Raw genomic sequence first — 24,479 nt, 5'->3', positions numbered from 1 at the left:
AGGAGGAGTCCATGTCCAGAACCGTATTCTGCCGCAAGTACCAAGAGGAATTGGAAGGCCTGGACGCACCGCCCTTCCCCGGCCCCAAGGGCGTCGATATCTTCGAGCATGTTTCCAAAAAAGCCTGGCAGGAGTGGATGTCGCACCAGACCATGCTGATCAATGAAAAGCACCTCAACATGATGGAACCTTCCAGCCGCGCCTACCTGAGCGAGCAGATGATGAAGTTCCTGAGCGGTGAAGAGTACGACGCAGCCGACGGCTACGTACCCCCGGAACAGCAGTAAACGGGCTCCGCAAAGCTTCCCCGCAAAAGAAAAAAAACTTTTTACAATCAAGGGGTTGACTCAGCCCCGCGATAAGGCTTTAATACGCGCCTCGCGACGCAGGGGAAGCCCAGCAAGATCGCAAAGCCCGGATAGCTCAGTCGGTAGAGCAGGGGATTGAAAATCCCCGTGTCGGTGGTTCGATTCCGCCTCCGGGCACCATTTTTAAACCCGCGCAAGCACTCGCTTTCGCGGGTTTTTTAATTCTACCGCCCTTAAAGTTTTGACGGTAAATTCCCCCCAAAGTGTCAACGCAAAATCACGTTGACTCTTTGCTACTCCGCAAGCCTTCCGGCTGTGCAATATCCTCTCACTTCTCTTCGCAACTCTTCAGAGTGTGAAATCCAACTCTTAACCAAACCCCGCACCAGCTCAGGCCCTCACCGCCAATCTCATTTCATCAACTAAAAGAACACCAAAAATCGGCAGGCTTGGAGAGGAGTGACCGGCGGCCATTTTTCCTGCACAATTATTGATCACGCAAAAACAGAGGGAACTGATGATGCGAATTTTAAAGAGTTTTTGAGGGTTGGCACCTGCTTGGTAGCTTTATCTGGAATGCCAGGATGCAATGAAAGGAAATGAAAGCTATCCAACAGCAGACAACTTAATAGAAATAGAGCCGGCTCGACTCAAGATTATAGAAACCAAGAACAACAATAACGGCATACTGATTGTCATTGGCGAGTCACCAAGCCGCTGTTGCGACATTAGAGTAGCTGACGCAAGATTGGATCAAAGCGTTGCAACTAACTCAATAGAAGGCCATAGAATAAAAACTGAATGTCTGTGGGATGGCCAAGTTTATAAACAATCCAGAAGACACCACACAACTGTCATATTACTCATTGAGAGCACTATTATCGATCTTCAGCTGTTATCCCACACTCCAAATGAATACTTAGCTTTTACATTAACAAACCAAAAAATACCATATTAACAACAAGCAAATAAATATGCTGAAGAAATACCACGACCTCTTAATTAGGATGTTAACCCCCTCTAAAGTAAAGGAGGATGGTTCATTATGGGATTACCCCTTATTCACACTCTCACTAGTTTGTGGAGTTACAGTATTATTTCTCTCTGTAGTTTTTATTTCTGTATTACTGGCTTACCAGACATACGGAGCAAATCCGCAGTATGAATTTTGTATACAAGTAAGCTGTATAAACAATCTCTTTCTATATTTCTCCCCAGCAATAAAGTTATGTGCAGGGGTATTTGCAACACTTGGCGTAATCGCACTAATATTTCGAAGTGAGCAAACTGCCAAACAGATCTATCAAAACAACAGAACATGGCAAAACGAAGAAAAAAAGACTTCATTTTCTTTATTTATGGAACACGACAAAGCATACCATGAGAAAATAGAGCGACTAGAAAAAGAATTTTTAATATCCTTTGAGGATAAATCAAGGCTTTATAAAGACTGCTTCCCTAAAAACAGCATTGAAGACTTCAATGCCTCCATGCCAGAAAAAAATGGGCTCATATTATCCGCAATAGAAAAAATTAACGAAATTCACAACGCTCACAAGGAACACAGACAACAACTATATTTCACTGAAAAGAATGTAGAACAACAACATGAAAGATTGCGAGCCGCCTTCCTTCTATTAAGAATAAATTACAAGTATATTCACCCAGGCCAACCAAGCTATGAACAGATCGACTTCAACCATGCCCTAAAGGCAATAAGCGTAACAATAAATACGCTGGTAAAAATATCGTATAGCTCGAACTATGTTTTTGAACATAATTTACTACTAGAAAAACTCTACTCAAAAGCAATAAGTGATCTTAAAGGCTCATCGCTCAAAAAATTCAGGAAACCAGGAGAGATTATAATTTTTAAATTTGGTCATTCTCCAGGAACAGGCCTTGTGATAAGCGAAGATCCCAGAGGAATGCAAATTGGATCGATTCGCCCTGAAGAACTACCATTTGATCGTCATAAGGAAATAGGCTTTAAGCCTATGGTGGTTGATGCCTGAGAAAAACCTGTTCCTTACCTAGTCGCTCAGTATGCTTCTCTTACCAATCCAAATTGCGCTCAATTCCGCAAATCTGCGTAAGCATTAGTTTTAACTCCTTTCACAGATCCACGCCCACGGCAACAGACAAGCTTCCAACATATTTTTTATATGTTCAAGGTGCTAATAGCGTACATCGACCTATATGGCAGCCTTAAAGAGAAATATTGATCTATATTGTTCCTCCATAAAAGAAATAATTTCTAGCAGCTGGGGGCCGCCAATACCAGCCTGGGCAAGTTAGTTTTTGTGCTGTTCTTCAGTATCTGAGCAAGGTTCCACGAGACACTCGCCCCACTCAATCGAGTATTCGGTAAATTTCCCTGTCACAATATTCAAAACCTGTAACCAAGAATAAAAATCTGCTTACTTAGACTTCGCAATCTCTTCCACCAGCTCCATTGCCGTTACTTCTGTAGGTTCTGAACCTCTGAAACTCTTTGCTCTACCACTCATAAGGTGGACTCTCAGAAAAAAGCCGTATCTGCTTATATTCTTTTCCATAAACAACATTCTTTAACACAATAAAAAACTTAGGCCCTTATTGGCTTAAGTTGAGACCCTAAACTATCCGCGCTGCTTTTGTTGCCGTTGATTGCCGCATCCTGGTCAGGTTTTTTCCATTGCGAAGTGCGTGTGTAGTGAATGTACCGGCCAGGGCCTACACTACACCGATTAAATCTTCTAATACCTTCTGCACACTTAAAGATTTACTGCTTAACCAGACTTTGCCGCCATCTTTTACTTTGATAGCTTGGCGGACCTTGGCCACTGATTCGTGAACTTTCCCTATTTGCTCTTTTAGGTCCCGGTCTGCTTAGCGATTGGGGTCGCTTGAGCCTGTCAGATTTGAATTTTCCGGCGCCGTAAAATTGAAGCAGCCGCCTAACAACAGGCGTAAAGATCTATAAACCTCAAAAAAACCTCCACTAGAATACTTGTAAAAGTAACTTAACCGCCAAAGCCCCAACCTAAAAATAAGAAAGCTCTCTCTAAAACTAGTAATTATCTCTCTAAAATAATTAGATAACCGCCCTGCAAGATTCCACGAAAAATTCACAACTAACATTTCAATGTAGAAACCACTCATTCTCATTTGGTTTTGTCGTTATTGATTTACAGATATTGTGTGATCTAATATGAAAGGGAGTTCACAATGAGAATTGTTACAGCAAATTTTCTGGCACCCATAGTAGTTACCGGATTAGCCATTGGCTTTACTCCATCCGCGCTATCCCAAACCACAGATAGCGCAACCAGTTTAATAACCCTCCAATTTGATACAACTATCTCAATAGAAAATGTTGACCCAATCACAATTTCTAATCCCGCACCGGGAACTGACGCAATAGCCGATGACAGGTTTTGTGTTGCAGGAAATGGATTTTCACTTTATGGAATAACCTTTCAAAATGATGGAACTGACCCTACTTATAGTTTAATTGGCTCTGACGGAACTTCAATTAGTTACGATGTAGTCTACCAGAATGATGGCGCAGTTCCTGAACCGGCTATAGCCGGACAAACCATCACCAACAATACCCTTCAAGCGTCCAACTGCGCGGATGATAATGCTACTTTTGTTATTATTATCCCCGAAAATCAATGGGAGCCCAATCAGGCATCGGCTCCCTTTTCTGGAACACTACGAATTACCGTCGAAGCCGAATAAACCAGCAAAAATAATTTAGAAAATCAATCATGACGCACAGGATATTAACTCCTGTGCATCATGTATGTGCGCCCCCCCACTAAAATAATATTTAAAAACTCTCACCAGCCTCAAAAGCTACTATTTTCAAAGCAGACATAAATTTCAATTCTTAAATTAAAAAACCTTTCAGCCTTATAAAAAAGATACAAAACTATAAAGATTACATGTCGACCACATACAACAGCCATTTATAATTTACCACGCGACTATTAAACGCCTGCGAAAAAGAAGTCACTTTCTTTGACTTCACATTCTCTCCTGGATATTCCATGGAATGCTAACGCGCTTGGCGGTGTACGTTGTCACAGCGAGACTGTATTTCGGCGGCCTCAATAATACGGCGCGGTGAGTTCTCGCGAACATCCCCATGGGTTTCCCGGCTCCAGTTTCGGAAGCGGCACACCCAGTAACTATTTGATGCCAACTATTGATTGCTGGCATCTACTACTAGTCAACCGCCGTAACGTAGAAGTAGGCAGGAAACGCAAAAGTAATATTGACGTTTTCTTGCAGCCATTCATTTACTTTAGAATTTAAAATATAAACCTACTCACAGCCCCGGCAGCCCATTACAATTAACAGCTTTACTGTCATGATTTAAGTGTAATGATAATGAATGAAGCCCCCCGCAATCTTCTACATCAGGAAACCTTAGCTGTACGCTGGGGTGATATGGACGCCTTTGGCCATATCAACAACGCCACCTACTTCACCTACTTTGAGCAGTGTCGCTGTAGCTGGCTAGCCTCTATATCTAGCTCAGGTGCTCTCAGTAGCAATCAAGGAGATGGCCCTGTACTACTCAATGCTTCGGCCAATTTTCATTTACCTTTGGTATTTCCAGCCAACATTACTGTTAGTATGTATGGCGGCACTCCCGGGCGTAGTAGCTTTAATAGCTATTACGAGATCAGAGATGCGGATAACACCGATAAACTCTACACCACCGGTGAAGCAAAGATTGTTTGGGTAGATCAACAGGCTGGAAAATCTATGCCAGTACCTGATGACATACGGACTTTATTGCCCACCGCTTAAATTGGATTTCTTCCATCAAAAAAGACGGCTAACCCCGTCTTTCAAATAACTAACCCTGAAAAATTTTACCGCCAAACAAGGCTTAATAGTCAAGGGTTTGATCACCGCGACTACACATGTCTAAAAAGTATCTGCTTAGAGGGTAAGTACTACCTCTTTACTACTCCAAACAGTACATGGCTCCTGTAACCTAGCCCATAGATATTCATGCTACGCTTTTCTTTCTGTAAAACATCAATGACCTTTTACGGACAAATGTTTATGGGTGATTATTTTGACCTGGAACGTTTCTGCCAGGCACAGAACGACTCTTATGCACAGGCCCTGCAGGAGTTGCGACAGGGGCACAAACGCAGCCATTGGATTTGGTATATTTTTCCGCAGCTCAAGGGACTGGGACACAGCGCTACGTCACAACGATATGGGGTGACAAGCCTGGAGGAGGCGAAGGCTTACCTGAAGCATCCACAGCTTGGGCCGCGATTGCGGGAGTGTTGTCAGGAGTTATTAAACCTGCAGGATCTCAGCGCCCTGGAAATATTCGGTAGCCTTGATGCGATCAAGGTCAGATCCTGTATGACCCTGTTCGCTCAGGCCGCAGGCGGCACTGATAATCTATTTATGCAGGTTTTAGAGAAATACTATGAGGGCAAACAGGACCCCCGCACCCTGGAGATCCTGCAAAGCTCTGATTAGTCTCTATCTCCCAAACCTTCCGAAAAGACACTCAAGCGGTTTGGGTTTCAGGTTCCTCCAGGCTGTCGCTGCCCAGTAATTTATCCATCACCAGACAGGCGGTGAGATCGCCCGTGACGTTAACGGCGGTCCTGCACATATCGAGTATGCGGTCCACACCGAGAATCAATGCAATCCCCTCTGGCGGGACACCTATTCCGGCCAGGATACTGGCGAGAATCACAATCCCCACACCCGGTGTACTTGGGGAACCGATTGAGGCGCCCACCGTAGTTACGGTAAGCCCCACCAGCTGTGCCGTACTGAGGTCAATGCCATAAACCTGGGTGAGAAAAATCGCCGCGATCACCTGATAGAGCGCGGTGCCATCCATATTCACCGTAGCGCCAAGGGGCACAATAAATTTGGCTATAGAAGGTTTCACTCCGAGGGAAGTCTCGGCAGTGCGCATTGAAAGCGGCATTACGGCCGCGGAGCTGGAAGTGGAAAAGGCCAGTAGCTGAACGCCGCTGATGCGCTGCAGGAAGCTCAAAGGCCGCATTGGCGTGGCCAGTGCGACAATCAACAGATAGAACAGCAGTAGGATTAGTAGCCCCAGAATAACCGTGCCTACATAGACAGACATCCCCACTATCGCCGTTAGACCCACGCGAATGGCGATATCCGCCAATAATCCGAATACCGCCAGCGGCGCGAACAGCATGGCCCAACCGACTATTTTCAAGGCGATTTCCTGCACTATGCCGAAGGCATAGACTGCAGTTTCACGCTGCTTTTGCGGCAGCAACATCACTGCCACTCCGGTGAAAATCGCGTAGACCACCAGCTGCAGCATATTGCGCATGGCGATACTCTGATTCAGATTGGCCGGAATCAGTTCGGCGATTCGCTCCGGTAGCGGCTTGGATTCCAGCATCTGTGGCGGTGGGCTGCCGGGTAATTCAGTAGCCGCTGTGAGCAGGGCCTCATCGATATAGTTACCCGGTTGAATAAATTGGGCCAGGACTATACCGATAATCACCGCTACTGTGGTGGTGGCAATAAAATAGGGGGCTATACGCAGGCCAACCCGCTTGAGCTGGGATACATTTCCACTGCCACAGAGCCCGAGGATAATGGAGGAGACCACCAGTGGAATCACCACCATTTGAATCATATTCAGGAATAGGGCACCGGGCAGCTTGAACCAGCTGGCCAATATTACGCTGAGATTCTCATCGACCAGCCCAGCCCCTTCCGGCGACAGCAACAGGCCAATACCGAGCCCCAGCACCATAGCCAACAGGATTTGCATCCACAGGCGCGTGCGCATCAACAGGCCCAGGGATTCCACCATCCTGAACAGGTAAACATTGGAACCATAATTCATGTGTGAATAACCAAATCCGAATTCATTAATACAGCCATTCCATAGGAAAGCCGCCATTATTCCGCAAGCCTACAGCAAAACCCTTTAGTCAGATCAAGTGTGGGCCAGCAAATCCTGTACCAAGGTAGGCGAACATTGGGCCCAAACAATCATTGGCAAGACCTGTTGCAGAAAGATTACGTCTTGGTCCCTGCATTAGAGAGCGCTGTACAGAGCTGTTCGATTTGTTACAAGATCGAGAAAACACCGCTCTAAACCAACACCGACCCGATGCACTCAAAACTGCCAATGATGATTTCTTTAATCCAGGAAGCAATAAAAACGCCTTTCCGAGTTTTTATTGATGAGTGGACGCTGGAGCAAACTGCTGCGCCAATAAATCCCTGATCCATTTGTGCAGCGGGTCCTGCCCACTGCGGCTATGCCAGGCGGCGATCACATCGAAACCGGGGGGCTGGTCAGCAATCGGCAGGGTACTCAGGCGCTCATCGGGCAACAGGCGCGAGGGCAAGAAAGCCACGGTATTGGTGGAGGCAATACATTCGGCTGCGGCGGCAAAAGAAGGAACCGACAATACCACATTGCGCTGCAGGCCAAACTCCTCGAACCAGGTATCCGCCATACCACGCAGTGCTCCGCGGGAGGGAGACACCACCAATTGCGGTAGCGCCGCCAACTGTGCCAATGCCAGGGTCTTCCCTTTTAACTGGCCGTGTATTTTTGCATGACGGCAGCACACGCAAACATAGCGCTCTCGATACAGCAGCATTGTCGGGCAGTTATCCGGCACAAAACCGGGGGTACTGAAGACCAAATCTACCTCGCCGGTTTGCAGCTGCTGCGCCATGCGGTCGATTTCCAGCTTGAGCACAACCACTTTGAGACCCGGGGCCTGTTCGCGCAGTTTTTTCAGTAGCCCCGGCAATACCACTCGCTGTTCAAAGTCGGTGGCGCTGATAGTAAAAATACCGGTGTACTCGGCCGGCAGAAATTCGTGCCCACGCAACAGTGAGGCGATATCGTTTAATACGCTATCGATCCTCGGTGCCAACCGTTCTGCCAGGGGAGTGGCTACCACTCCGTTGCTGGTCCGAATAAATAAGCGGTCGCCAAAGATCTCCCGCAGTCGCTTCAGCTGCTCACTCACCGTCTGCTGAGTCACACCGAGCTGGTCCGCCACCCGGGATAAATTTAATTCCCGCAGAATTGCCTGCAGCAGCCGCAGTTGCTTTAGTTCCAGCCGGTCCAAGCGATCGGCCCTGTTACCCCTAGTCAAACCTGTATCACTCACAATCGTTACTTGGTTTTCATTGTATCTGCTCCAGCCTAGCATTGCCGATATATAGACCCCCATGTGTGAGGAACCCACTATGCTAGGCGCGACTCTGCACCCATCGACACCGGGCTCAATGCGGGCACGTATCAACTACGCGGACCCCAGCGCGGAGCTGGTTTACGACCAGCGCCATACAGGCCCCGGCCCCGCTAGCCTGATTGATCAGGTAATTCCCCACCAAGTGACAGTTCATGACGGCAGGCAGCTGCAGGCTGCGGGGGAGACCTTCCATTTGGACGAGCAGGGGTTTGAGCTGGTAGAGCCCAGCCTAGATATCGACCTGCACCAGCTGGACGACACTTTAAAAGCGCTGGATAGCGGCAAGCCTTTAGCTAATAGCACAGTGCTTTCGCCAGAATCCCGAGACACCTTGATCCGTACTCAGTGGTATCCGGCGATTGAGCGATGGCTGGCTGCTTATCTCGGCGCGGACCAGGTTGTGACCTTCGATCACACGCTGCGCGCTCAGACTAAAGCAGACGCCATCGCTGAGCAGAGCCGCAGTCGCCGCGCCCCGGTAAAAATCGCGCACAACGATTACACGCCCTGGTCTGCCCAGCGCCAGCTCAAGCAGACGCTACCGGAATACGGCTTAAATCCGGACGATTTTCCCCGGTTTAAGTTTGTGAACTTGTGGCTGCCGCTGCTGCATCGGGTTGAAGAGTCCCCCCTGGCTATGGCGGATCTGCGCAGCGTGGAAGCAGCGGATTTCCACAAAATGCGCCTGATTTATCCAGAGCGGGAGGGGCAGATTTCTGTCATCAGCGCCAACCCTCAACACCGCTGGGTTTGGTTTAGTGATATGCGCCCCGGCGAAGGGTTGCTATTGCGGGTTTTTGATAGCGAACACAGCGATGTGATTACCGGCAGCCCCCATAGCGCCTTCGACTTACCGGAAAGCGAAAATGCTCCCCGGCGTACCAGCCTGGAAATTCGCACTATCGCGTTGTTTAAACATTAATTAAATTGAAATATCGATCAAAACCCCATGAATAAAGCCCTGAACTCAATAGATCCTTTAAATAACGAAGTCGTCGGCAGTGTCGAAATTTGTTATGAAGACGATTTAAAAAAATTGCTGCAACAGGCCAAGCAGGCACAGATTGAGTGGGGCAAAAAATCCCTTCAGCAGCGTGTACAGCTTGTACAACAAGCCTATAAGCAGCTTGAACCCATACAGGCGAAATTGGCAAAACTGGTTAGCCGTGAGATGGGCAAAGATGCGCGGCGGGCCAGCTACGAGGCGGGTGGCGCCATTCACAGTGGCCCCTGGTTGGCCGCAGATTCCGGTGAGGCCCTGCGCAGCCAGCGCCAGGGTAACAGTGAAATTCAATATCGTCCGTTAGGCGTGGTCGCGGTTATTTCCCCTTGGAATTATCCCCTGGCGATGGCCAATAACCTGATCGTACCGGCACTGATTGCCGGTAACAGCGTAATTTTAAAACCCTCCGAAGAAACCCCTCTGGTTGCGGACCTATTGGTAAAAACCCTGAACCAGTCGCTGCCCAGCGGGGTATTACAAATTGCCCATGGAGATGGAAAAACCGGAGAAGCCCTGGTCAAAGCGGATATCAATATGGTCGCTTTTACCGGCTCCCGTGCAACCGGCCAGGCCATCATGGCCAATGCCGCTCCCAAGCTAAAGCGCCTGATCATGGAGTTGGGCGGCAATGATCCCATGCTGGTTTTGGCCAGCGCCGATATTCACCGCGCCGCACAATTCGCCGTAGCCTCCAGTTTTGAAAATGCCGGACAAATGTGCACTTCAACCGAGCGTGTATATGTAGACGAGCGTATCGCGGACCAGTTTGAACAAGCGGTAGTTGCCATTGCAAAAAATTATCGCACCGGTGGTTGGTCAGAAGGGGATGTCGATATAGGTCCACTGGTCAATCCCCGTCAGCATCAAAAAGTGGTTCGGCATATTCATGACGCCATAGAGAAGGGCGCAACGCTTTTGCTAGGCGAAAAATCCCCCGAACTTCCTTTTATTCCTCCCACAGTCATCAGTGGTATCAAACCGGGTATGCAACTTGAGGACGAAGAAACTTTTGGCCCGGTAGTCGCAATAGACCGCTTCAGCACTATTGAAGAGGGGATTTACAGGGCCAACGACTCTGTATACGGCTTGGGCGCCGTGGTTTTTGGCCAAGCGGATGCCCAGGAAGTCGCAAATCAACTGCAGGCAGGCATGATCGGTATTAACCAGGGTGCCGGTGGAACACCGTGGGTAGGCGCCAAACAGAGTGGTTTTGGCTACCACGGTGGGGCTGAGGGGCACCGACAATTTGCCCAGCTTACCCTTATTAATCATTAATTAAAAAATCCGAGTGCAGATATTTTGGACAAAATCATTATGCCAAGCTCTCCAGACATTGCGATGAATCCAGCAACCGAGGCCAACAGCAACCTTGAGCAGGATTTCTTTATTATCGCCAGGGAACCCGGTGCGGAGCATCCTGCTCTGCCTACCTGGGCCGCACGACTGGAAAACCCAGCCTCACTCAAAGATAGCGCCCCATCTTTGGTTCAGCGCAGAGAGATTGCCGAGGTGCCCGGTGCTTTTCAATTACTCAATGTATTTTCCAGTGAGGAATGCCAGCGTCTCATCGATATCACTGAAAATATCGGTTATCTGCCAGATGCCGCTGTTTCTTTGCCCAGGGAGGTACGCCATAACGACAGCCTTACCTGGGTGGTAGATGAAACTACCGAACGGCTAATTTGGCAGCGGTGCAGCGCTTTTATGCAGGACCCCAATGGCTACTTTGAAGGGCGGGAGCCAGTGGGACTCAATCAGCGCTTTCGCTTTTATCGTTATGGCGAAGGTGATTACTTTCAATTTCACACTGATGGAGCCTGGCCGGGCAGCCGAATTATAGATGGCCAGTTGGTGGCTAATGGTTTTCCAGACCGTTTTAGCGAAATGACTTTTCTAGTGTTACTCAGTGAAGATTTTGATGGCGGTGCCACACGTTTTCGTGTCAATGCAGATAACCCCCACCAACAGCCCAGCCGACACTCCATGATGGATATTGATGTAAGAACCCCCGCTGGATCTGTACTGTGTTTTCCCCATGGTATGCACCCCCTGCACAGGATTCACAGCTCAACGCCAATTACTCGTGGAATAAAATATATTATTCGTACAGATATATTATTTCTTCAGGATTGATTAAAGAGGTTATCAATTTTCGATTTTATAAAAATCTGCAAAGAACATTCAGCCGCAGGGAAGCGGCTCGGACTAAAATAACAATAAATCGCTACTAAGATCTTCCCTAAATTCGCTGCATATAATCTATATGCCCGACTTATATACTACGCCCTCCATCGAAGTGTTGCCGTAAGTTTTATGTCAAGCTGCACTCCCAATCTGATCGCAACGGCACATAAGGGTGTGTACTTATGGAATTGATAGAATATTTACAGAGTCACTTTTATAGCAAAGAGGAACTGCTATCGCTAAGCGGTTTAAGGCAAGAAGAGTTAACAAACTACCAGAATGCCCTTGTTATGCCTAAAGCTTCCTACACATTAACATTGGATCTTCAATGCCATTCATTCTTCGGCATCCATAATGAATCCCATAACCAGGAGTTCTACGCCAAAGGTTATGTATCCTGGTCAAAGGACCTTCGGCAACAAAATAATACGAAAAATATTTTTGATCTATTTAAGATAAGATACACCGATACAATCTATCAGTTAAAGTCTATTGGCCATAACTGTTCCGATATAAGAATGAACAAGGGGCTTGCCACACATATTGAAAGCGAGTGGAAACACTTTATCGATGGAACTTATGGGTTATGCACCAAAAGCGGACTCCCCGAGGATATAGCCCGTAAAGAACTGGCCTCCCTAGTGATCAAGGAGCTAGCGAAAGAGAAAAACCTCAGCAGAACAGGCCTACAAAAATTACAGAGGGCTATTGACCTGCTAGAGAGCGCCAGCAGCCTTTTCGCACCTCATGAGCGCCACAAGAGTTCGAGGAAAATACTGATCAATGACATTCGTCAGCAATATAACTTAAAATAAATATGCTTAGTGAGCCTATCTCACAGATCTGCACAAACACTGTCACACCAGGCCAAATATAGGTTGTAGGTTAAAGCAAATCCTTATGACTATTTGGTCTTGCATATACTAAACATATATGCCCCTATAAAATCCCGCCCCTTTAATTGGCTCAAGCCTCTCCGCACTTATATTAGAGATATTCCATGAAAAGCAGAGTTTACTGCCTTATATCCTTTCTATTGCTATCCGTCTTGACGGTATCAGCCTACGCTAGAGATTGGCGGGAATATAAAAGCACTAACTTTACCGTCTACTCCGATGTTTCACCGAAAAAATCTGAGGCCTTATTGCGCGAGCTGGAAAAATTTCGCCGTGCCTCACTTATGGTAACAGGCATGGAAGATCGCCCAGAAAATTCTAGACTTAGGGTATATCACTTTAATAGCTCTAAAGAGTTTGAAAAATTCTCCGGAAAAAGAAGTATCGGAGGCTTTTATACCAACACTATTAATGGCCCCTTAATTTTCTCTCAGGAAAACAAACGTGGCATATTTAGTGGCCAAGCAATCATGTTTCATGAATATGTTCACCATCTTATGCGTGAGCGCGGTTCCATGCGTTACCCTAGGTGGTATTCAGAGGGATTCGCAGAATTACTAGCTAGCGCGACTATTGACAAGGATTCCATCACCATCGGCAACGTTCCTGAGTGGAGAGCTTACTCTCTGGGAGAAGGTCCTTTGAAAGCAAGGGAAATTCTTCAGCCGGATTACAGTAGAAAAGGTTGGAAACATGCTAACCAGTATTACGCCAGTGCGTGGTTATTATTACACTATTTATTTTTCAGCGAAGATGCCAGAGAAAATTCATACCATGAAAAAACCAAAAATTACCTAACGGACATCAATAATGGAGGAGATCCACTAGATCTCTTTACACAACATTATGATATCCGAGAGGAAGATTTGGATATCGCATTAACTCGTTACCTAAAAGAACGACGTCGGTCGGGATACAAGGTTAATCTAACCCAAAATGCCTTTAAAATCGAAAACCGCAAACTGAACCATAATGAAAAATCCCTATTACTGGCGGAGCGAGCGGTTGATCTAGAAAGATACGATCAGGCGTTAAGCTATCTGAATAAAGTAAAAAAAGATGCTGCCAAGTTACCTGGAGTTATCGCCCTTAAAGCGAATCTATTGATGCACAATCAGCAGGAGGCTGCGGCACAGGCTTTACTTCAGGAATTATCAGAAATATCTGATTTAAATCATACAGCGGCAACGAATCTATCTGTATACCATTTATATAGCTTACAGAATACGCTTAAATCCCGACAATGGGATGAAGGGAGCTATACCAAAACAGTGCATTATGCAGATATGGCTATAGCGCTGAATCCGGCTTCCCTACCGGCTTACCAGTACAAATGGATGGCTCAGCAGTACAAAGGCGAAAGTGTTGCCGCACTGAAAACCATGATGGCGGCCTATCAGAAGAATCCAAATAGTATTGAAATAAATAGCGCTATTGGCTTTCACCTCGCAAAACTTAAAAAGCCAAAACTCGCAAAGCCGTTTCTGGAAAGAACTCTGGCCTGGTCTCACAATCACAAGGTTCGATCACGCGCTAAAAAATTACTCGATTGGGTCGCAAAAGAAACTTCCACAGGCAGTGAAACAAGTTCAGGAAATGCATCCTGAGACCGAGCGCTAGATCAAGTCTATAAGCACGTAGAGACTTGCTCTCTACGTGCTATGAAAGTGAAGAAATTAGCCTCTCCCCTAACTCTTCTTTTCCTCTTCCCGCAAAGTCAGTACTTCATACCCATCCGCCGTAACCAGCACTGTGTGCTCCCATTGCGCGGAGAGCCTGCCATCTTTGGTCACCACGGTCCAACCGTCTTTTTTGAGTTTGGTTTTGCGATTGCCTTGATTGATCATGGGTTCAATCGTAAATGTCATTCCTTCGCGTAAAACAGCTCCGCTGCCCGCTCGACCAAAGTGCATTACCTGGGGTTCTTCATGCATTTCACGGCCAATACCGTGGCCACAGTATTCACGCACCACACTGAACCCGCGCTTTTCAACATACTGTTGGATCGTATGGCCCACATCACCAAAAGTCGCGCCAGGTTTTACGGCGTGAATACCGGCCCACATGGCATCGTAACAACACTGCACCAGTTTTTTGGCAATGGGCGTTACGCTGCCAATCATATACATCTTGCTGGAGTCGGCGATATAACCAGACTTTTCCAGGGTAATATCCACGTTGACGATATCGCCATCGCGCAACGCCTGTCCCTCGCGAGGCATGCCGTGGCAAACCACCTCATTGATCGAAGTATTAAGAGAGTAGGGATAGTCGTATTGCCCCTTGCTGGCCGGGCGCGCCTGCAACTCCCGGGTAATAAACGTTTCCACCCGGTCGTTAATTTCCATGGTGGTAATACCCGGCTTCACAATACCATCGAGCATAGCGAACACGCGGCTCAATAATTCACCGGAGTTACGCATCAACGCCTGTTCCCTGGCGGTCTTGATTTTTATGTTATTCACGAGTGAGCTCTTCCAGAGTAAATGATTCGGTGCGTAGTAGCTTCTTGCACAACTGGCTGTAACTGAGCTCTGGATTCAGCTCGGCCAACATGCCGATCTTTATCCAGTACTCAGCCTGGGCGTTAATAGAACGTGCCAGCGTGGTACTCGCTTTACGGATTTCATCGTGTAATTCATCCGAGATCTTAACGATACCCATTTTATACACCGTATATATAATTTATATACAAAGTGTATATCTCTTTATACTAGATAGGCAAGGTGGTATGAAAGGTTGAAATTATGCAACTTGTTGCATAGTCAATATTTGAGCGATATGGTTGAGAGATAAAAATAAAAGTGATGAGGCCACCATGTCCGAAACTACTGAAAAGAAACGCAGCGCCCCCAAGCCCAGCCGCCTGCGTATTGGCCAGCGTTACCGTGCCAGTCGCTTGAACGGCCCCTACGATGCCCTGGTAATCGGCTCTGGAATCGGCGGCCTGACTACCGCCGCCATGCTGAGTGCCACCGGTAAGAAGGTACTGGTCCTGGAGCAGCACTACACCGCCGGCGGCTATACCCATGCCTACGATCGCAATGGCTACGAGTGGGATGTCGGCGTGCACTACATTGGCGATGTGGGCGAACATCCCACCATGACAGGCAGGATTTTCGACTTTATCACCGGTGGTAAGTTGCATTGGGCGCCGATGGACGACACCTACGATCGCATTTGTATCGGCGAGGAGCAGTTTGATCTGCGCGCCGGTCGCCAGGCGTTTATTGATGAATTGGTCAAACATTTCCCCGCCGAACGGGAGAATATTGAACGTTACCTGGCCCGTCTCAACGAGGTGGCCAAGTCCATGCAGCGCATGGCAATGGAGAAACTGTTTCCCAGCTGGTGCGGCCCCTTTATGCGCCTGTGGCGCAAGCTGCGCGATCCTTCCTGGTTGAATAAGACCACCCGAGAAGTGCTGGGCGAGATCACCGGCAATGAAAAACTGATTTCGGTACTCACCGGCCAGTGGGGCGACAATGGCATGGCGCCGGCGCAGAGCAGTTTTATTATTCACGCCCTGATCGCCAAGCATTATTTGTATGGCGGCTACTACCCGGTAGGCGGTGCCAGTAAGATTTCCGAAACCATTATTCCGCAGATTCAGGCTAGTGGCGGCGATGTTTTTACCTATGCCAAGGTGGAAACCATTCTGTTAGATGGCAATAAGGTTCGCGGCCTGCGCATGAGCGATGGCACCGAAATCGAGGCGCCCGTGGTGATTTCCGGAGCCGGTGTGTTTAATACCTTCGAGAGACTGCTGCCCCAGAGTGCCAGTGAGCGCCTCGGCTACCTGCACGACCTGAAAACCGTCACTCCCTCCATGTCTCACCTGTGCCTGTACATCGGCCTGGAAAAAACCGCCGAAGAACTACAGCTGCCGAAAACCAATTACTGGCTCTATACCAGTGAGAACTACGAGGAGGATATGCAGGCCTTCCTGCAGGATAGCGACAAAGATATTCCGCTAGCCTATATCTCTTTCCCCTCGGCCAAGGACCCCACCTTTACCCAGCGCTATCCTGGGCGCGCCACTATCGAAATCGTTGCCCCGGCCAATTACGATTGGTTCGCCCAATGGAGTGACAAACCCTGGGGCAAGCGCGGTGATGACTACGAGACCCTAAAAGAGGCCTTCAGCCAGCGTTTATTGGAGCACTTGTACAAGCATTTCCCCCATCTACGCGGGCAAATCGATTACTACGAGTTATCCACACCGCTATCGACGGATTATTTCTGCTTCTATCCACGCGGTGAAATCTATGGCCTCGACCACGATCCCAAGCGTTTTGAGCAGCGTTGGCTGAGACCCAAGACGCGACTCAATGGGCTCTATCTCACCGGCCAGGATGTAATGAGCTGTGGCGTGGCTGGGGCGATGATCTCGGGGGTATTAACCGCCCAGAGCATTCTCGGCTTGCGCCAGGGCGGGAAGTTGATGCGCCAGGTTATTAGTGGCCAGCCTTTCCAGGCTCCGGCAAGCGGCGGTGAGGAGTTGGGCAAAGCATCCACCTGATAAGCCGACAAAAAAGATTTTTCGACAACCGCAATAATAAAAAACCCGGCATTTATCGCCGGGTTTTTTATTTGAATTTATGGGCTCGGAGATGTCTTCAATCGAGGCAATCTACTGGGCATTCGATCAAAATTAAGCACCCGGATAACCAGGCGCCGGTTTTCCCTTTGTCCAGCCTTGCTCTCGTTATCAGCGATAGGATCTGTATCGCCATAACCCTGGGCGCGCATGCGCTCGCCATCGATACCGCGCTCTATCAAAAAATTGCGCACCCAGTCAGCACGCCACTGAGAAAGATGCAGATTTTTCTTTGGGTCACCGTCATTATCTGTGTGCCCCTCAATCGTAATACGCATCTCGGGGAAATCGCGCATGATCACCAGCAGTGCTTCCAGGTCGGCGATGCTATCCATGCGCGGTGCGAAACCACCGGGGTCAAACTCTAAACGCAACCGGAAAGTATCCCCTCCTTTGCGGGAATTTCCGCGCAGGAAGCGCACCAAATCATCGGCAAAAGGAGCCGCCTGTCGTGCCTGCTTCTCACTCTCACCGGACTGCACCACAGACTGGGGCTCAAGGGCGTATTTCCTGTTGGGATCGGGGTTGGGGCAGCCGGCAAGTAGCAATACCAGCAGGGCGAGATAGCAGACGAATAAAGGCTTGCCCGCCATAGACAAAACTTCCGGTTTGCAGACGTCAAATTCAGTGTAGAACAAGCTGCCGGAGGGAGGAGATGTCTAGCCGTTAGAGGAAGTTCAACACCGCCATCATATCGCTAACTACCCTGGCACCGCGCTGCTCCAGCTGTGGCGCTCTCTGACTATGGGTGCTGTAGCCAACCACGCGCATGCCGGCGGCTACCGCGGCTTCCACACCGGCGTTGGAGTCCTCCACGACCAGACAGCGCTCCGGCTTCACCCCCATGCTAGTGGCCGCATGCAGGAACAGCTCCGGCCAGGGTTTGCCCCGGGAGACATCCTCAGCACTGTAGATCCTGCCGTCGAAGTATTCGTAGAGACCGGTTTTATTCAGGGTCAACTGCATTTTCTGATGCGAGCCCGATGAGGCCACACAGCTGCGCATGCCGATCTGCTGTAAGTGATCGAGCAAGCCCTCAATGCCGGCTATGGGCTCCAGCTCCGCGTGGAATGCCTCACGGATACGGCGCTCGGTATTACCAAAATAATGGTCCGGCAGGGGGCCGCCGAAACGCTTCTCGATTTCCAGCAGGCAATCCCTGGCGGGCCGGCCGCTGAATTGCTCATCCAGCTCCTCCGCAGTGGTGGCCATACCCAACTTATTCATTTCTTCAGCGAGGATGCGACAGACGATGCTCTCGCTATCTACCAGCACACCGTCGCAATCAAAAATGATCAAATCTGTGGAAGACATGGGACCCCATAAAATCAGCGTGCGGAGAGCAGCATAATACCGATGATCAACCCGAGTATGCCGCTGATACGCAGGAAGTTTTCATTGCCCTGGGAGATTTTGATGGCCAGCGCTTTGCCGCGCTCAAAACCAATCTGCAGCATATAGGCGCCACTCAGCAGCACCAATACACCCAGGGCGTTGAAGAGGATATACCAGTTGCGAGTGTCGGCGACCAAAAGCAGAAAAAGACCGACAAGAATGCGCAGCCAGGCGGAAAAGAAATAGCCTGTTTCGCTGAGTCTCTCGCTGATGGTTTGCGCCAACTTGGGCTTGGCAATAACTGCCAGTGACAACAAGACAATGGCAATACCCAATAACCCTACAATCACTCGAATCATAGTTTCCCTTCCTGGTTTTCATCCTATCCAATTTTGAATTACGCCGGCTCCTACAGGTCACCCCATTGGAACTGCAGTATTGACAGTGCAGCGATAGGTGCGGTTTCGGTGCGCATAACCCTCGGCCCCAAGCGCAGTGGCATAAAGCCGTGGCCCAAGGCCAGATCAATCTCCGCCTGGGACAATCCACCCTCTGGCCCCACCATCAACAGGGCCGAATCCGGCTTGCCATTGTCCGCTTCCCAGCGGCGCAGATCCAGCTCGGTGCGGTGGTGTAATACCAGTTTGGTTTGCGGCGCGCCCTGCTGGGTTGAGGTTTGTAAATACTGAGGGAGTTTTACCGGTTCGGCAATTTCCGGCAACAGATTGCGCTCACACTGCTCACAAGCGCTGATAGCAATCTGGCGCCAGTGGCCGAGTTTTTTTTGCAGGCGCTCGCCAGATAGTTTGACCTCGCAGCGCTCGCTGAACAAAGGCTGTATAGCCGCCACCCCCAGCTCGGTGGCCTTCTGTATCACCCAATCGAATCGGTCGCCGCGGGAAATGCCAATAGCCAGGGTTAACGCCAGAGGCGACTGGCGATTGTCTTCGCGAAATGCACCAACACCCACCTGCGCGCGCTTACCCGTAGCCAGCAATTCCGCACTGTACTCACCACCCAGACCATCAAACAGAGTCATCGGGTGGCCGGCGCCGAGGCGCAGGACTTTTACCAGATGTCGGGAGGCGCCCTCATCCAACTCGATTTGAGAAACACCGGCCAGGGCCTGCTGGGAGTAAATACGCGGGATGCGCATGAGTGAAGATCCTGTAAAACACTATAAAAAAGCCGACTGGAATGTCGGCATTTTGCAGGCGGGTAGTTTAGGCATTAATGCGCAGGCCAGGCAATGGTGGAAAACCCCCGCCATTGCCTGAAACGCAAATTGCTATCAGGCCGTTTCCAGAGACACCGGGGTGTCAATTTGGCCCTGGCGCTTGCCTTTCGGACGCAGCACTTCGATCACCTTGTATAGGTTTGGCACCAGCACAAGAGTCACTGCGGTGGCAAACAGGACGCCGAAGGCGAGGCTGATCACCATGGGGATCAGGAACTGCGCCTGGATAGAGCGCTCGAACATGATCGGCACCAACCCGATAAAGGTGGTGATAGAGGTAAGGATAATCGGGCGGAAACGATCGCGACCCGCCTGCACCACCGCATCCATAACAGCTACGCCCTGGGCGCGAAGCTGATTGATGCGATCCATCAATACCAGGTTATCGTTCACCACAACCCCTGCTGCGGCGAGGAAGCCGAGCATGGACATAATGCTGATATCGTGGCCCATCAACAGGTGGCCCACTACCGCGCCAAAGAAGCCAAACGGCACTGCGGTGAGGATCAACAGCGGCTGCGAGTAGGAGCGGAAGGCGATGGCCAGCAGCGCGTAAATAGCGAACAGAGACAGTACGAAGAACGCCAGGATCGCACCGTTGAACTCTTCCTCCTCCTGCATTTCACCGGCGGTTCTCAGGGAGAAACCGGGGAACTGGCGCTCCAGCTCAGGCACCAGGGTCTCGCGCATATCCTTGAGAATTTCCTGCGCAGTGGAGGTGTTCGGCGTTAGCTCGGCAAACACGCGCACGGTACGCTCGCGGTTGTTGCGGCGGATGGTGGTGTAACCGGGCACATAGACCGCTTCGGCTACCGCAGAGAAAGGCACCTCGCCTTGCGCCGTGCGAATACGCACACGATCCATCTGCTCTTCGCTGGCGCGCTCTTCCTGCGGGTAGCGCACCATCACCCTAACGTCCTCGCGACCGCGGGGAATACGCTGTACTTCTTCACCATAGAAACCCTGGCGCACCTGCCTGGCCACATCCGCCAGGTTGATACCCATGGTGGTGGCGTGGGGCTTCAGCTGGATTTCGATATCGCGACGCGCACTGGTGAGATTGTCACGCACATCGTAAACACCGGCGTAGCTGTTCATCTTCTTCTTCACTGCATCGGCGGCAGCGCGCAATTCATCCATATCCCCCGAAGCGGTGCTCAGGTTCAGACTCATACCGTTGCCGCCATCGTTGATGGTGGCATCAATCTTGAGGTCTTCAACACTGGCCGGCATTTCACCGATCAGCTCGCGCCAGCGCAGCGACAGGGTTTTGGAAGTCACATCGCGCATCTCTCCGTCGGTGAGCTGCAAGATCACAAAGATGTTGCCGCGCCAGTTGAACACCATGGAGTTCATCACGAAGGGCTCGCCGTCGTTGAGCTTCAGCATCTCCTCATCGGTAGCGAGCTTATCTGCGGCCTCCAGCACCTGATTCATCACGCGCTCGGCCTCATGGAAAGGCTCGCCATCGGCCATGCTGGCACGCAATTCCAACAGATCCGACGGTACCTGTGGCGAGAAGGAAGAACCCACATAACCACTGGTAAAGACACTGATAGAGAGTACCAGCGCCATGAAAAAGACCATCACCGTGGTGCGGCTGTTGCCAAGGGACTTCTTCAGCAGCGGCAAGTAGTACTTGTCACCGGCGGTCTTCATAGCCCCGGCGAAGTGGCCACGCAGCTTCTGCAGCTTGATGCCCAGGGCGGATTTGGCGGGTTGCTCCGGTTTCATACCCACCAGGTGCGCCGGCAGAATCAACAGAGATTCCACCAGGGAGAACACCAGACACAAGAGCACCACCACCGGCAGTGCCAGCATCATCTGCGCGGTATAACCGGGCAGGAACAGCATGGGGATAAAGAACACCATGGTGGAGGTCACGGCGAAGATCACCGGCGCGGAGACCTGCTTCACGCCCTCTTCCGCGGCGGCCAGACCGGTCACACCGCGATCGTGGGCCGCATGCACCGCTTCCCCCACAATAATCGCATCGTCCACCACAATGCCGAGAATCAGCAGGAAAGCGAACAGCGACAACATATTCAGGCTGACCCCGGTAATCGGCAGTAACCAGAAGGCACCGAGGAAGGCCACAATAATGCCCACCGTTACCCACATCGCCAGCGCCGGGCGCAGGAACAGCATCAGCATGATAAAGACCATGGCGAAGCCGCTTAAGGCGTTGGTGGTCAACAGGTTCATGCGGCCTTCAAAAGCCTTGGAGAAGTCGAACCAGACGTCGAACTCCATACCCGGCGGCAACTGGGTGCGCGCCTCCGCCATAAACGCCTTGATACGCTCGGCGGTGGCCACCACATCCAGCGGCTCCCCCTGAACCACTCGCAGGTTCATAGCCGGATTGCCGTTAAAGAGAATGACGTTGTTGTACTCTTCAAAGCCATCGCGCACGGTGGCCACATCACGCAGCAGCAGTACAGAGCCATCGGCACGGCTGACTACCGGAATACGCTCGAAGTCCTCGGCGGTATAGGCCTGACCGCGGGTCTGCACCTGGATATCACCGCGATCCGAACGCACCATACCCGCGGGCAGATCGAGGGAGGAGCGGCGCACCGCGTTGGCTACATCATTGAAGCTCAGGTTGTAGCGGCGCAGGTCCAGTTCGGAAACCTCGATGGATAGCTCATCTGGGCGCTCGCCCCAGATATCCACACGGCGCACACCGGGAATCAGGGTGAGTTTGTCGCGCAGGTCCAGCGCGGTCTCCTTGAGCTGGCGCTCGGAAACCGGACCGCCAATGGCGATCATCATCAGCTGGGTATCCCACTCCTGCAGGCGAATCACCGGGCGCTCGATACCCTCGGGGAAGGTGTTAATACTATCCACCTGCACCTTGATATCGTTGAGCAGACGCAGCTCGTCGTAACCATCCACCGCTTGAATTTCGATGGAGGAGTGGCTGCGGCGGGAGGCGGAGTTCACCTCCTTGATGCCCTTCACCTCAGAGATAGCCTCCTCCACACGCACGGTCACCTGCTGCTCGACTTCCGCCGGACCGGCACCGGGATAGGAGATTTCCACCTCGACAATACCGGGCTGAATCGCCGGAAATACCTCGCGATCAATCCCACTGATTCCGAAGAAACCGCCGATGATGATCATAATCATCAGCAGATTTGCGGCCTTACTGTTGCGCGCAAACCAGGAAATAATGCCGTTCATCAGTGGCCTCCGTGGGCAGCACTATTTGTTGCTGCGGTCTCGCCGGTGGTGTTTGAATCGGCTTCAGCATCGCTCTTAACACTATCAATCAGACCGGCTGGCTTCTCGTTGAGTGGATTAGCAGTAAGTGCCATACCCTCGCGGGAGTAGCCCAGGCTGGACACCACGACGCGGTCACCAATGGCGATGTCGCCGCGCAACCACACCTGGTCACCAATGCTCTGCAACAGCTCCACAGTTTTGAACACCAGCTTGCTCTCTTCATCCAACACCAGCAGGTGGTCGCCCTCGTGCAGGGCCTGGCGCGGCAAAACCACAATGCCGTCCAGAGTGCGACCGGCAATATCGGCCTCCACAAACAAGCCGTTCATCAAGGGAACATCGCCTTCATAAGGGTTCTGTACCTGAGCCACGGCATAAATAAAGCGGCTATTGGTATCGATGCTGGCCTCGGTGCGCACCAGCTGGGCACGCCACTCGCGCTCAAGCCCAGCCACCATTGCCCGCAGGCGTACCTCGGGGCCATGTTCAAAGGATTTACCCAGAGGCAGATCGAGCAGTGCCAGCTGTTGATCGGTCAGAGGCAGGCGCACTTCGGCGATGCCGGTGCTGTGGATTTTTGCCAGGGGCGTGCCGGGGGTAATGTATTGACCCAGATCGACATAGGTCTCCACTACGCGTCCAGCAAACGGCGTTTTCACTGCAGTTCGCGCCAGGTCCAGCTTGGCCTGGTCGCGATCCGCGCGCGCGGCGGCCACTGCGGCTTCGGCGGCCTGTAAGTGCGGCTTGCGCAGGAACAGTGCGTTAGCGGCTTCACTGCCCAAGTCGCGCCACTCGCGCTTGGCCTGCTTGGCTCTGCCCTGCTCTTGTGCCAAGGCGGACTTGGCATCGGCCAGCTGCGATTCGGCGCGGGTCACTTTGTGGGTGTAGTCCGCCTGTTCAAGCTGCAGCAGCGATTCCCCTTCGGCAAAAAAACCACCGGGCACAAAAGCCTCACCCACACTTTCAATCACACCGCCGACACGAGCCACCACTTCGATTTCATGGCGGGCGTGCACTGTGCCCTGGCTCGGTACCAACAGGGTCTGGCGCCCCGGTTCCGCATATAGGACATCCGCCACCGGCGGTACCACCGCTTCCGGTGGTTTTTCTTCCGGCTTCGGCTTCAATAACACCACCGTAGTAATGGCGGCCACCCCAATAGCCAAAACGGTAAATAAAAGCTTGTTCTTGCTCGACACTTTCACAGGCACCCTCTACCCCATTCTGTGACCGGAACTGGTCAAATTTTAATTAGCGCGCATTCTACTGGAGTTCGACGCAGATAAGAGTCGATTTGGATGCAGGTCGCCGCAGGAGTTTGTGCCTTATCGCAAACCTTCCTCGCCGGGCTCGGGTAACGCATAATGCCCGCCCCAATTTACCGTTGCAGGAGAGACAGCGGGCCGCGCAAAGCCAAGGAAACCGAAGGGCTATTTCCCGGT

Annotated in this window: 23 protein-coding genes and 1 tRNA gene; 14 read left to right on the top strand and 10 right to left on the bottom strand. The window is 50.8% G+C overall.

Going from position 1 to position 24,479, the window contains the following annotated elements:
* Positions 1-11 precede the first annotated feature (11 nt).
* The 7 genes from ACXAFI_RS18720 to ACXAFI_RS18690 all read left to right on the top strand — a co-directional run bounded on the left by ACXAFI_RS18720 (position 12) and on the right by ACXAFI_RS18690 (position 5,810).
* A complete protein-coding gene (locus tag ACXAFI_RS18720; protein WP_152455703.1) occupies positions 12-287 on the top strand; it encodes an oxidative damage protection protein in 276 nt (91 codons plus the stop codon).
* A 125-nt stretch (positions 288-412) separates the two neighbouring features.
* Positions 413-488, top strand: a tRNA-Phe gene (locus ACXAFI_RS18715).
* A gap of 409 nt (positions 489-897) precedes the next feature.
* The gene (locus tag ACXAFI_RS18710; protein ID WP_475109992.1) at positions 898-1,266 is read left to right on the top strand and encodes a hypothetical protein; all 369 of its coding nucleotides are present in this window, start codon (positions 898-900) and stop codon (positions 1,264-1,266) included.
* 16 nt (positions 1,267-1,282) lie between these two features.
* The gene (locus ACXAFI_RS18705) at positions 1,283-2,323 is read left to right on the top strand and encodes a hypothetical protein (protein ID WP_475109991.1); all 1,041 of its coding nucleotides are present in this window, start codon (positions 1,283-1,285) and stop codon (positions 2,321-2,323) included.
* Between the two features lie 1,195 nt (positions 2,324-3,518).
* Positions 3,519-4,034, top strand: coding sequence for a hypothetical protein (locus ACXAFI_RS18700; RefSeq protein WP_475109990.1), 516 nt, complete (start codon positions 3,519-3,521; stop codon positions 4,032-4,034).
* Positions 4,035-4,688: 654 nt separating this feature from the next.
* On the top strand, positions 4,689-5,114 hold the full coding sequence (locus tag ACXAFI_RS18695; RefSeq protein ID WP_475109989.1) for an acyl-CoA thioesterase: 426 nt from the start codon (positions 4,689-4,691) through the stop codon (positions 5,112-5,114).
* A gap of 261 nt (positions 5,115-5,375) precedes the next feature.
* A complete protein-coding gene (locus ACXAFI_RS18690) occupies positions 5,376-5,810 on the top strand; it encodes a DUF1810 domain-containing protein (protein WP_475109988.1) in 435 nt (144 codons plus the stop codon).
* A 31-nt stretch (positions 5,811-5,841) separates the two neighbouring features.
* On the opposite strand, the gene ACXAFI_RS18685 is transcribed toward ACXAFI_RS18690, so the two are convergent.
* The gene (locus ACXAFI_RS18685; RefSeq protein WP_475109987.1) at positions 5,842-7,236 is read right to left on the bottom strand and encodes a dicarboxylate/amino acid:cation symporter; all 1,395 of its coding nucleotides are present in this window, start codon (positions 7,234-7,236) and stop codon (positions 5,842-5,844) included.
* Positions 7,237-7,516: 280 nt separating this feature from the next.
* The gene (locus ACXAFI_RS18680) at positions 7,517-8,470 is read right to left on the bottom strand and encodes a LysR family transcriptional regulator (RefSeq protein ID WP_475109986.1); all 954 of its coding nucleotides are present in this window, start codon (positions 8,468-8,470) and stop codon (positions 7,517-7,519) included.
* 79 nt (positions 8,471-8,549) lie between these two features.
* On the opposite strand from ACXAFI_RS18680, the gene ACXAFI_RS18675 reads away from it, so the two are divergent.
* The 5 genes from ACXAFI_RS18675 (at position 8,550) to ACXAFI_RS18655 (ending at position 14,244) form a co-directional block, all read left to right on the top strand.
* On the top strand, positions 8,550-9,476 hold the full coding sequence (locus ACXAFI_RS18675; RefSeq protein ID WP_475109985.1) for a CmcJ/NvfI family oxidoreductase: 927 nt from the start codon (positions 8,550-8,552) through the stop codon (positions 9,474-9,476).
* A 27-nt stretch (positions 9,477-9,503) separates the two neighbouring features.
* Positions 9,504-10,832 (top strand): aldehyde dehydrogenase family protein, encoded by a 1,329-nt coding sequence (locus ACXAFI_RS18670; RefSeq protein ID WP_475109984.1) that lies wholly within the window; start codon positions 9,504-9,506, stop codon positions 10,830-10,832.
* Between the two features lie 39 nt (positions 10,833-10,871).
* Complete coding sequence (locus tag ACXAFI_RS18665) at positions 10,872-11,690, top strand: prolyl hydroxylase family protein (RefSeq protein WP_475109983.1); 819 nt, start codon at positions 10,872-10,874, stop codon at positions 11,688-11,690.
* A 233-nt stretch (positions 11,691-11,923) separates the two neighbouring features.
* Positions 11,924-12,556 carry a DUF6058 family natural product biosynthesis protein gene (locus tag ACXAFI_RS18660; protein WP_475109982.1) on the top strand — a complete coding sequence of 211 codons (633 nt, stop codon included), beginning with the start codon at positions 11,924-11,926 and terminating at the stop codon, positions 12,554-12,556.
* A gap of 185 nt (positions 12,557-12,741) precedes the next feature.
* Positions 12,742-14,244 (top strand): hypothetical protein, encoded by a 1,503-nt coding sequence (locus ACXAFI_RS18655; protein WP_475109981.1) that lies wholly within the window; start codon positions 12,742-12,744, stop codon positions 14,242-14,244.
* 81 nt (positions 14,245-14,325) lie between these two features.
* Here the strand turns inward: ACXAFI_RS18655 and map are convergent, their stop codons facing one another.
* Both map and ACXAFI_RS18645 read right to left on the bottom strand, forming a co-directional pair.
* Complete coding sequence (map, locus tag ACXAFI_RS18650; RefSeq protein ID WP_475109980.1) at positions 14,326-15,102, bottom strand: type I methionyl aminopeptidase; 777 nt, start codon at positions 15,100-15,102, stop codon at positions 14,326-14,328.
* Complete coding sequence (locus ACXAFI_RS18645; protein WP_152455728.1) at positions 15,095-15,301, bottom strand: ParD-like family protein; 207 nt, start codon at positions 15,299-15,301, stop codon at positions 15,095-15,097. Before ACXAFI_RS18645 ends, map begins: the two co-directional genes overlap by 8 nt.
* Positions 15,302-15,455: 154 nt before the next feature.
* Here ACXAFI_RS18645 and ACXAFI_RS18640 point away from each other — a divergent pair, with 154 nt between their 5' ends.
* Complete coding sequence (locus tag ACXAFI_RS18640; protein ID WP_475109979.1) at positions 15,456-17,159, top strand: phytoene desaturase family protein; 1,704 nt, start codon at positions 15,456-15,458, stop codon at positions 17,157-17,159.
* A gap of 77 nt (positions 17,160-17,236) precedes the next feature.
* Here the strand turns inward: ACXAFI_RS18640 and ACXAFI_RS18635 are convergent, their stop codons facing one another.
* The 4 genes from ACXAFI_RS18635 to ACXAFI_RS18620 all read right to left on the bottom strand — a co-directional run bounded on the left by ACXAFI_RS18635 (position 17,237) and on the right by ACXAFI_RS18620 (position 19,728).
* Positions 17,237-17,830: an OmpA family protein gene (locus ACXAFI_RS18635; protein WP_152455732.1), complete on the bottom strand. Its 594-nt coding sequence runs from the start codon at positions 17,828-17,830 to the stop codon at positions 17,237-17,239.
* Positions 17,831-17,903: 73 nt separating this feature from the next.
* On the bottom strand, positions 17,904-18,551 hold the full coding sequence (locus tag ACXAFI_RS18630) for an HAD family hydrolase (RefSeq protein ID WP_475109978.1): 648 nt from the start codon (positions 18,549-18,551) through the stop codon (positions 17,904-17,906).
* Between the two features lie 14 nt (positions 18,552-18,565).
* Positions 18,566-18,931, bottom strand: coding sequence for a hypothetical protein (locus tag ACXAFI_RS18625; RefSeq protein ID WP_444920452.1), 366 nt, complete (start codon positions 18,929-18,931; stop codon positions 18,566-18,568).
* Positions 18,932-18,981: 50 nt separating this feature from the next.
* Complete coding sequence (locus ACXAFI_RS18620) at positions 18,982-19,728, bottom strand: 16S rRNA (uracil(1498)-N(3))-methyltransferase (protein WP_475109977.1); 747 nt, start codon at positions 19,726-19,728, stop codon at positions 18,982-18,984.
* On the opposite strand from ACXAFI_RS18620, the gene ACXAFI_RS18615 reads away from it, so the two are divergent.
* Positions 19,727-19,849, top strand: coding sequence for a hypothetical protein (locus ACXAFI_RS18615; protein WP_475109976.1), 123 nt, complete (start codon positions 19,727-19,729; stop codon positions 19,847-19,849). The genes ACXAFI_RS18620 and ACXAFI_RS18615 overlap by 2 nt on opposite strands.
* Positions 19,850-19,863: 14 nt before the next feature.
* On the opposite strand, the gene ACXAFI_RS18610 is transcribed toward ACXAFI_RS18615, so the two are convergent.
* Positions 19,864-22,995, bottom strand: coding sequence for an efflux RND transporter permease subunit (locus ACXAFI_RS18610; protein WP_475109975.1), 3,132 nt, complete (start codon positions 22,993-22,995; stop codon positions 19,864-19,866).
* On the bottom strand, positions 22,995-24,242 hold the full coding sequence (locus ACXAFI_RS18605) for an efflux RND transporter periplasmic adaptor subunit (RefSeq protein WP_475109974.1): 1,248 nt from the start codon (positions 24,240-24,242) through the stop codon (positions 22,995-22,997). Before ACXAFI_RS18605 ends, ACXAFI_RS18610 begins: the two co-directional genes overlap by 1 nt.
* Positions 24,243-24,479: the final 237 nt, after the last annotated feature.

The sequence above is a fragment of the Microbulbifer sp. ABH2_005 genome, from assembly GCF_056160005.1.
This window is presented reverse-complemented; position numbering and strand designations above follow the sequence as displayed.

Coding starts and splice junctions, on each gene's coding strand:
- ACXAFI_RS18720 (WP_152455703.1), top strand. CDS start 12: ATGTCCAGAACCGTATTCTGCCGCAAGTACCAAGAGGAATTGGAAGGC.
- ACXAFI_RS18710 (WP_475109992.1), top strand. CDS start 898: ATGAAAGGAAATGAAAGCTATCCAACAGCAGACAACTTAATAGAAATA.
- ACXAFI_RS18705 (WP_475109991.1), top strand. CDS start 1,283: ATGCTGAAGAAATACCACGACCTCTTAATTAGGATGTTAACCCCCTCT.
- ACXAFI_RS18700 (WP_475109990.1), top strand. CDS start 3,519: ATGAGAATTGTTACAGCAAATTTTCTGGCACCCATAGTAGTTACCGGA.
- ACXAFI_RS18695 (WP_475109989.1), top strand. CDS start 4,689: ATGAATGAAGCCCCCCGCAATCTTCTACATCAGGAAACCTTAGCTGTA.
- ACXAFI_RS18690 (WP_475109988.1), top strand. CDS start 5,376: ATGGGTGATTATTTTGACCTGGAACGTTTCTGCCAGGCACAGAACGAC.
- ACXAFI_RS18685 (WP_475109987.1), bottom strand. CDS start 7,236: ATGGCGGCTTTCCTATGGAATGGCTGTATTAATGAATTCGGATTTGGT.
- ACXAFI_RS18675 (WP_475109985.1), top strand. CDS start 8,550: ATGCTAGGCGCGACTCTGCACCCATCGACACCGGGCTCAATGCGGGCA.
- ACXAFI_RS18670 (WP_475109984.1), top strand. CDS start 9,504: ATGAATAAAGCCCTGAACTCAATAGATCCTTTAAATAACGAAGTCGTC.
- ACXAFI_RS18665 (WP_475109983.1), top strand. CDS start 10,872: ATGCCAAGCTCTCCAGACATTGCGATGAATCCAGCAACCGAGGCCAAC.
- ACXAFI_RS18660 (WP_475109982.1), top strand. CDS start 11,924: ATGGAATTGATAGAATATTTACAGAGTCACTTTTATAGCAAAGAGGAA.
- ACXAFI_RS18655 (WP_475109981.1), top strand. CDS start 12,742: ATGAAAAGCAGAGTTTACTGCCTTATATCCTTTCTATTGCTATCCGTC.
- ACXAFI_RS18645 (WP_152455728.1), bottom strand. CDS start 15,301: ATGGGTATCGTTAAGATCTCGGATGAATTACACGATGAAATCCGTAAA.
- ACXAFI_RS18640 (WP_475109979.1), top strand. CDS start 15,456: ATGTCCGAAACTACTGAAAAGAAACGCAGCGCCCCCAAGCCCAGCCGC.
- ACXAFI_RS18635 (WP_152455732.1), bottom strand. CDS start 17,830: ATGGCGGGCAAGCCTTTATTCGTCTGCTATCTCGCCCTGCTGGTATTG.
- ACXAFI_RS18630 (WP_475109978.1), bottom strand. CDS start 18,551: ATGTCTTCCACAGATTTGATCATTTTTGATTGCGACGGTGTGCTGGTA.
- ACXAFI_RS18625 (WP_444920452.1), bottom strand. CDS start 18,931: ATGATTCGAGTGATTGTAGGGTTATTGGGTATTGCCATTGTCTTGTTG.
- ACXAFI_RS18615 (WP_475109976.1), top strand. CDS start 19,727: ATGAGTGAAGATCCTGTAAAACACTATAAAAAAGCCGACTGGAATGTC.
- ACXAFI_RS18620 (WP_475109977.1), bottom strand. CDS start 19,728: ATGCGCATCCCGCGTATTTACTCCCAGCAGGCCCTGGCCGGTGTTTCT.
- ACXAFI_RS18610 (WP_475109975.1), bottom strand. CDS start 22,995: ATGAACGGCATTATTTCCTGGTTTGCGCGCAACAGTAAGGCCGCAAAT.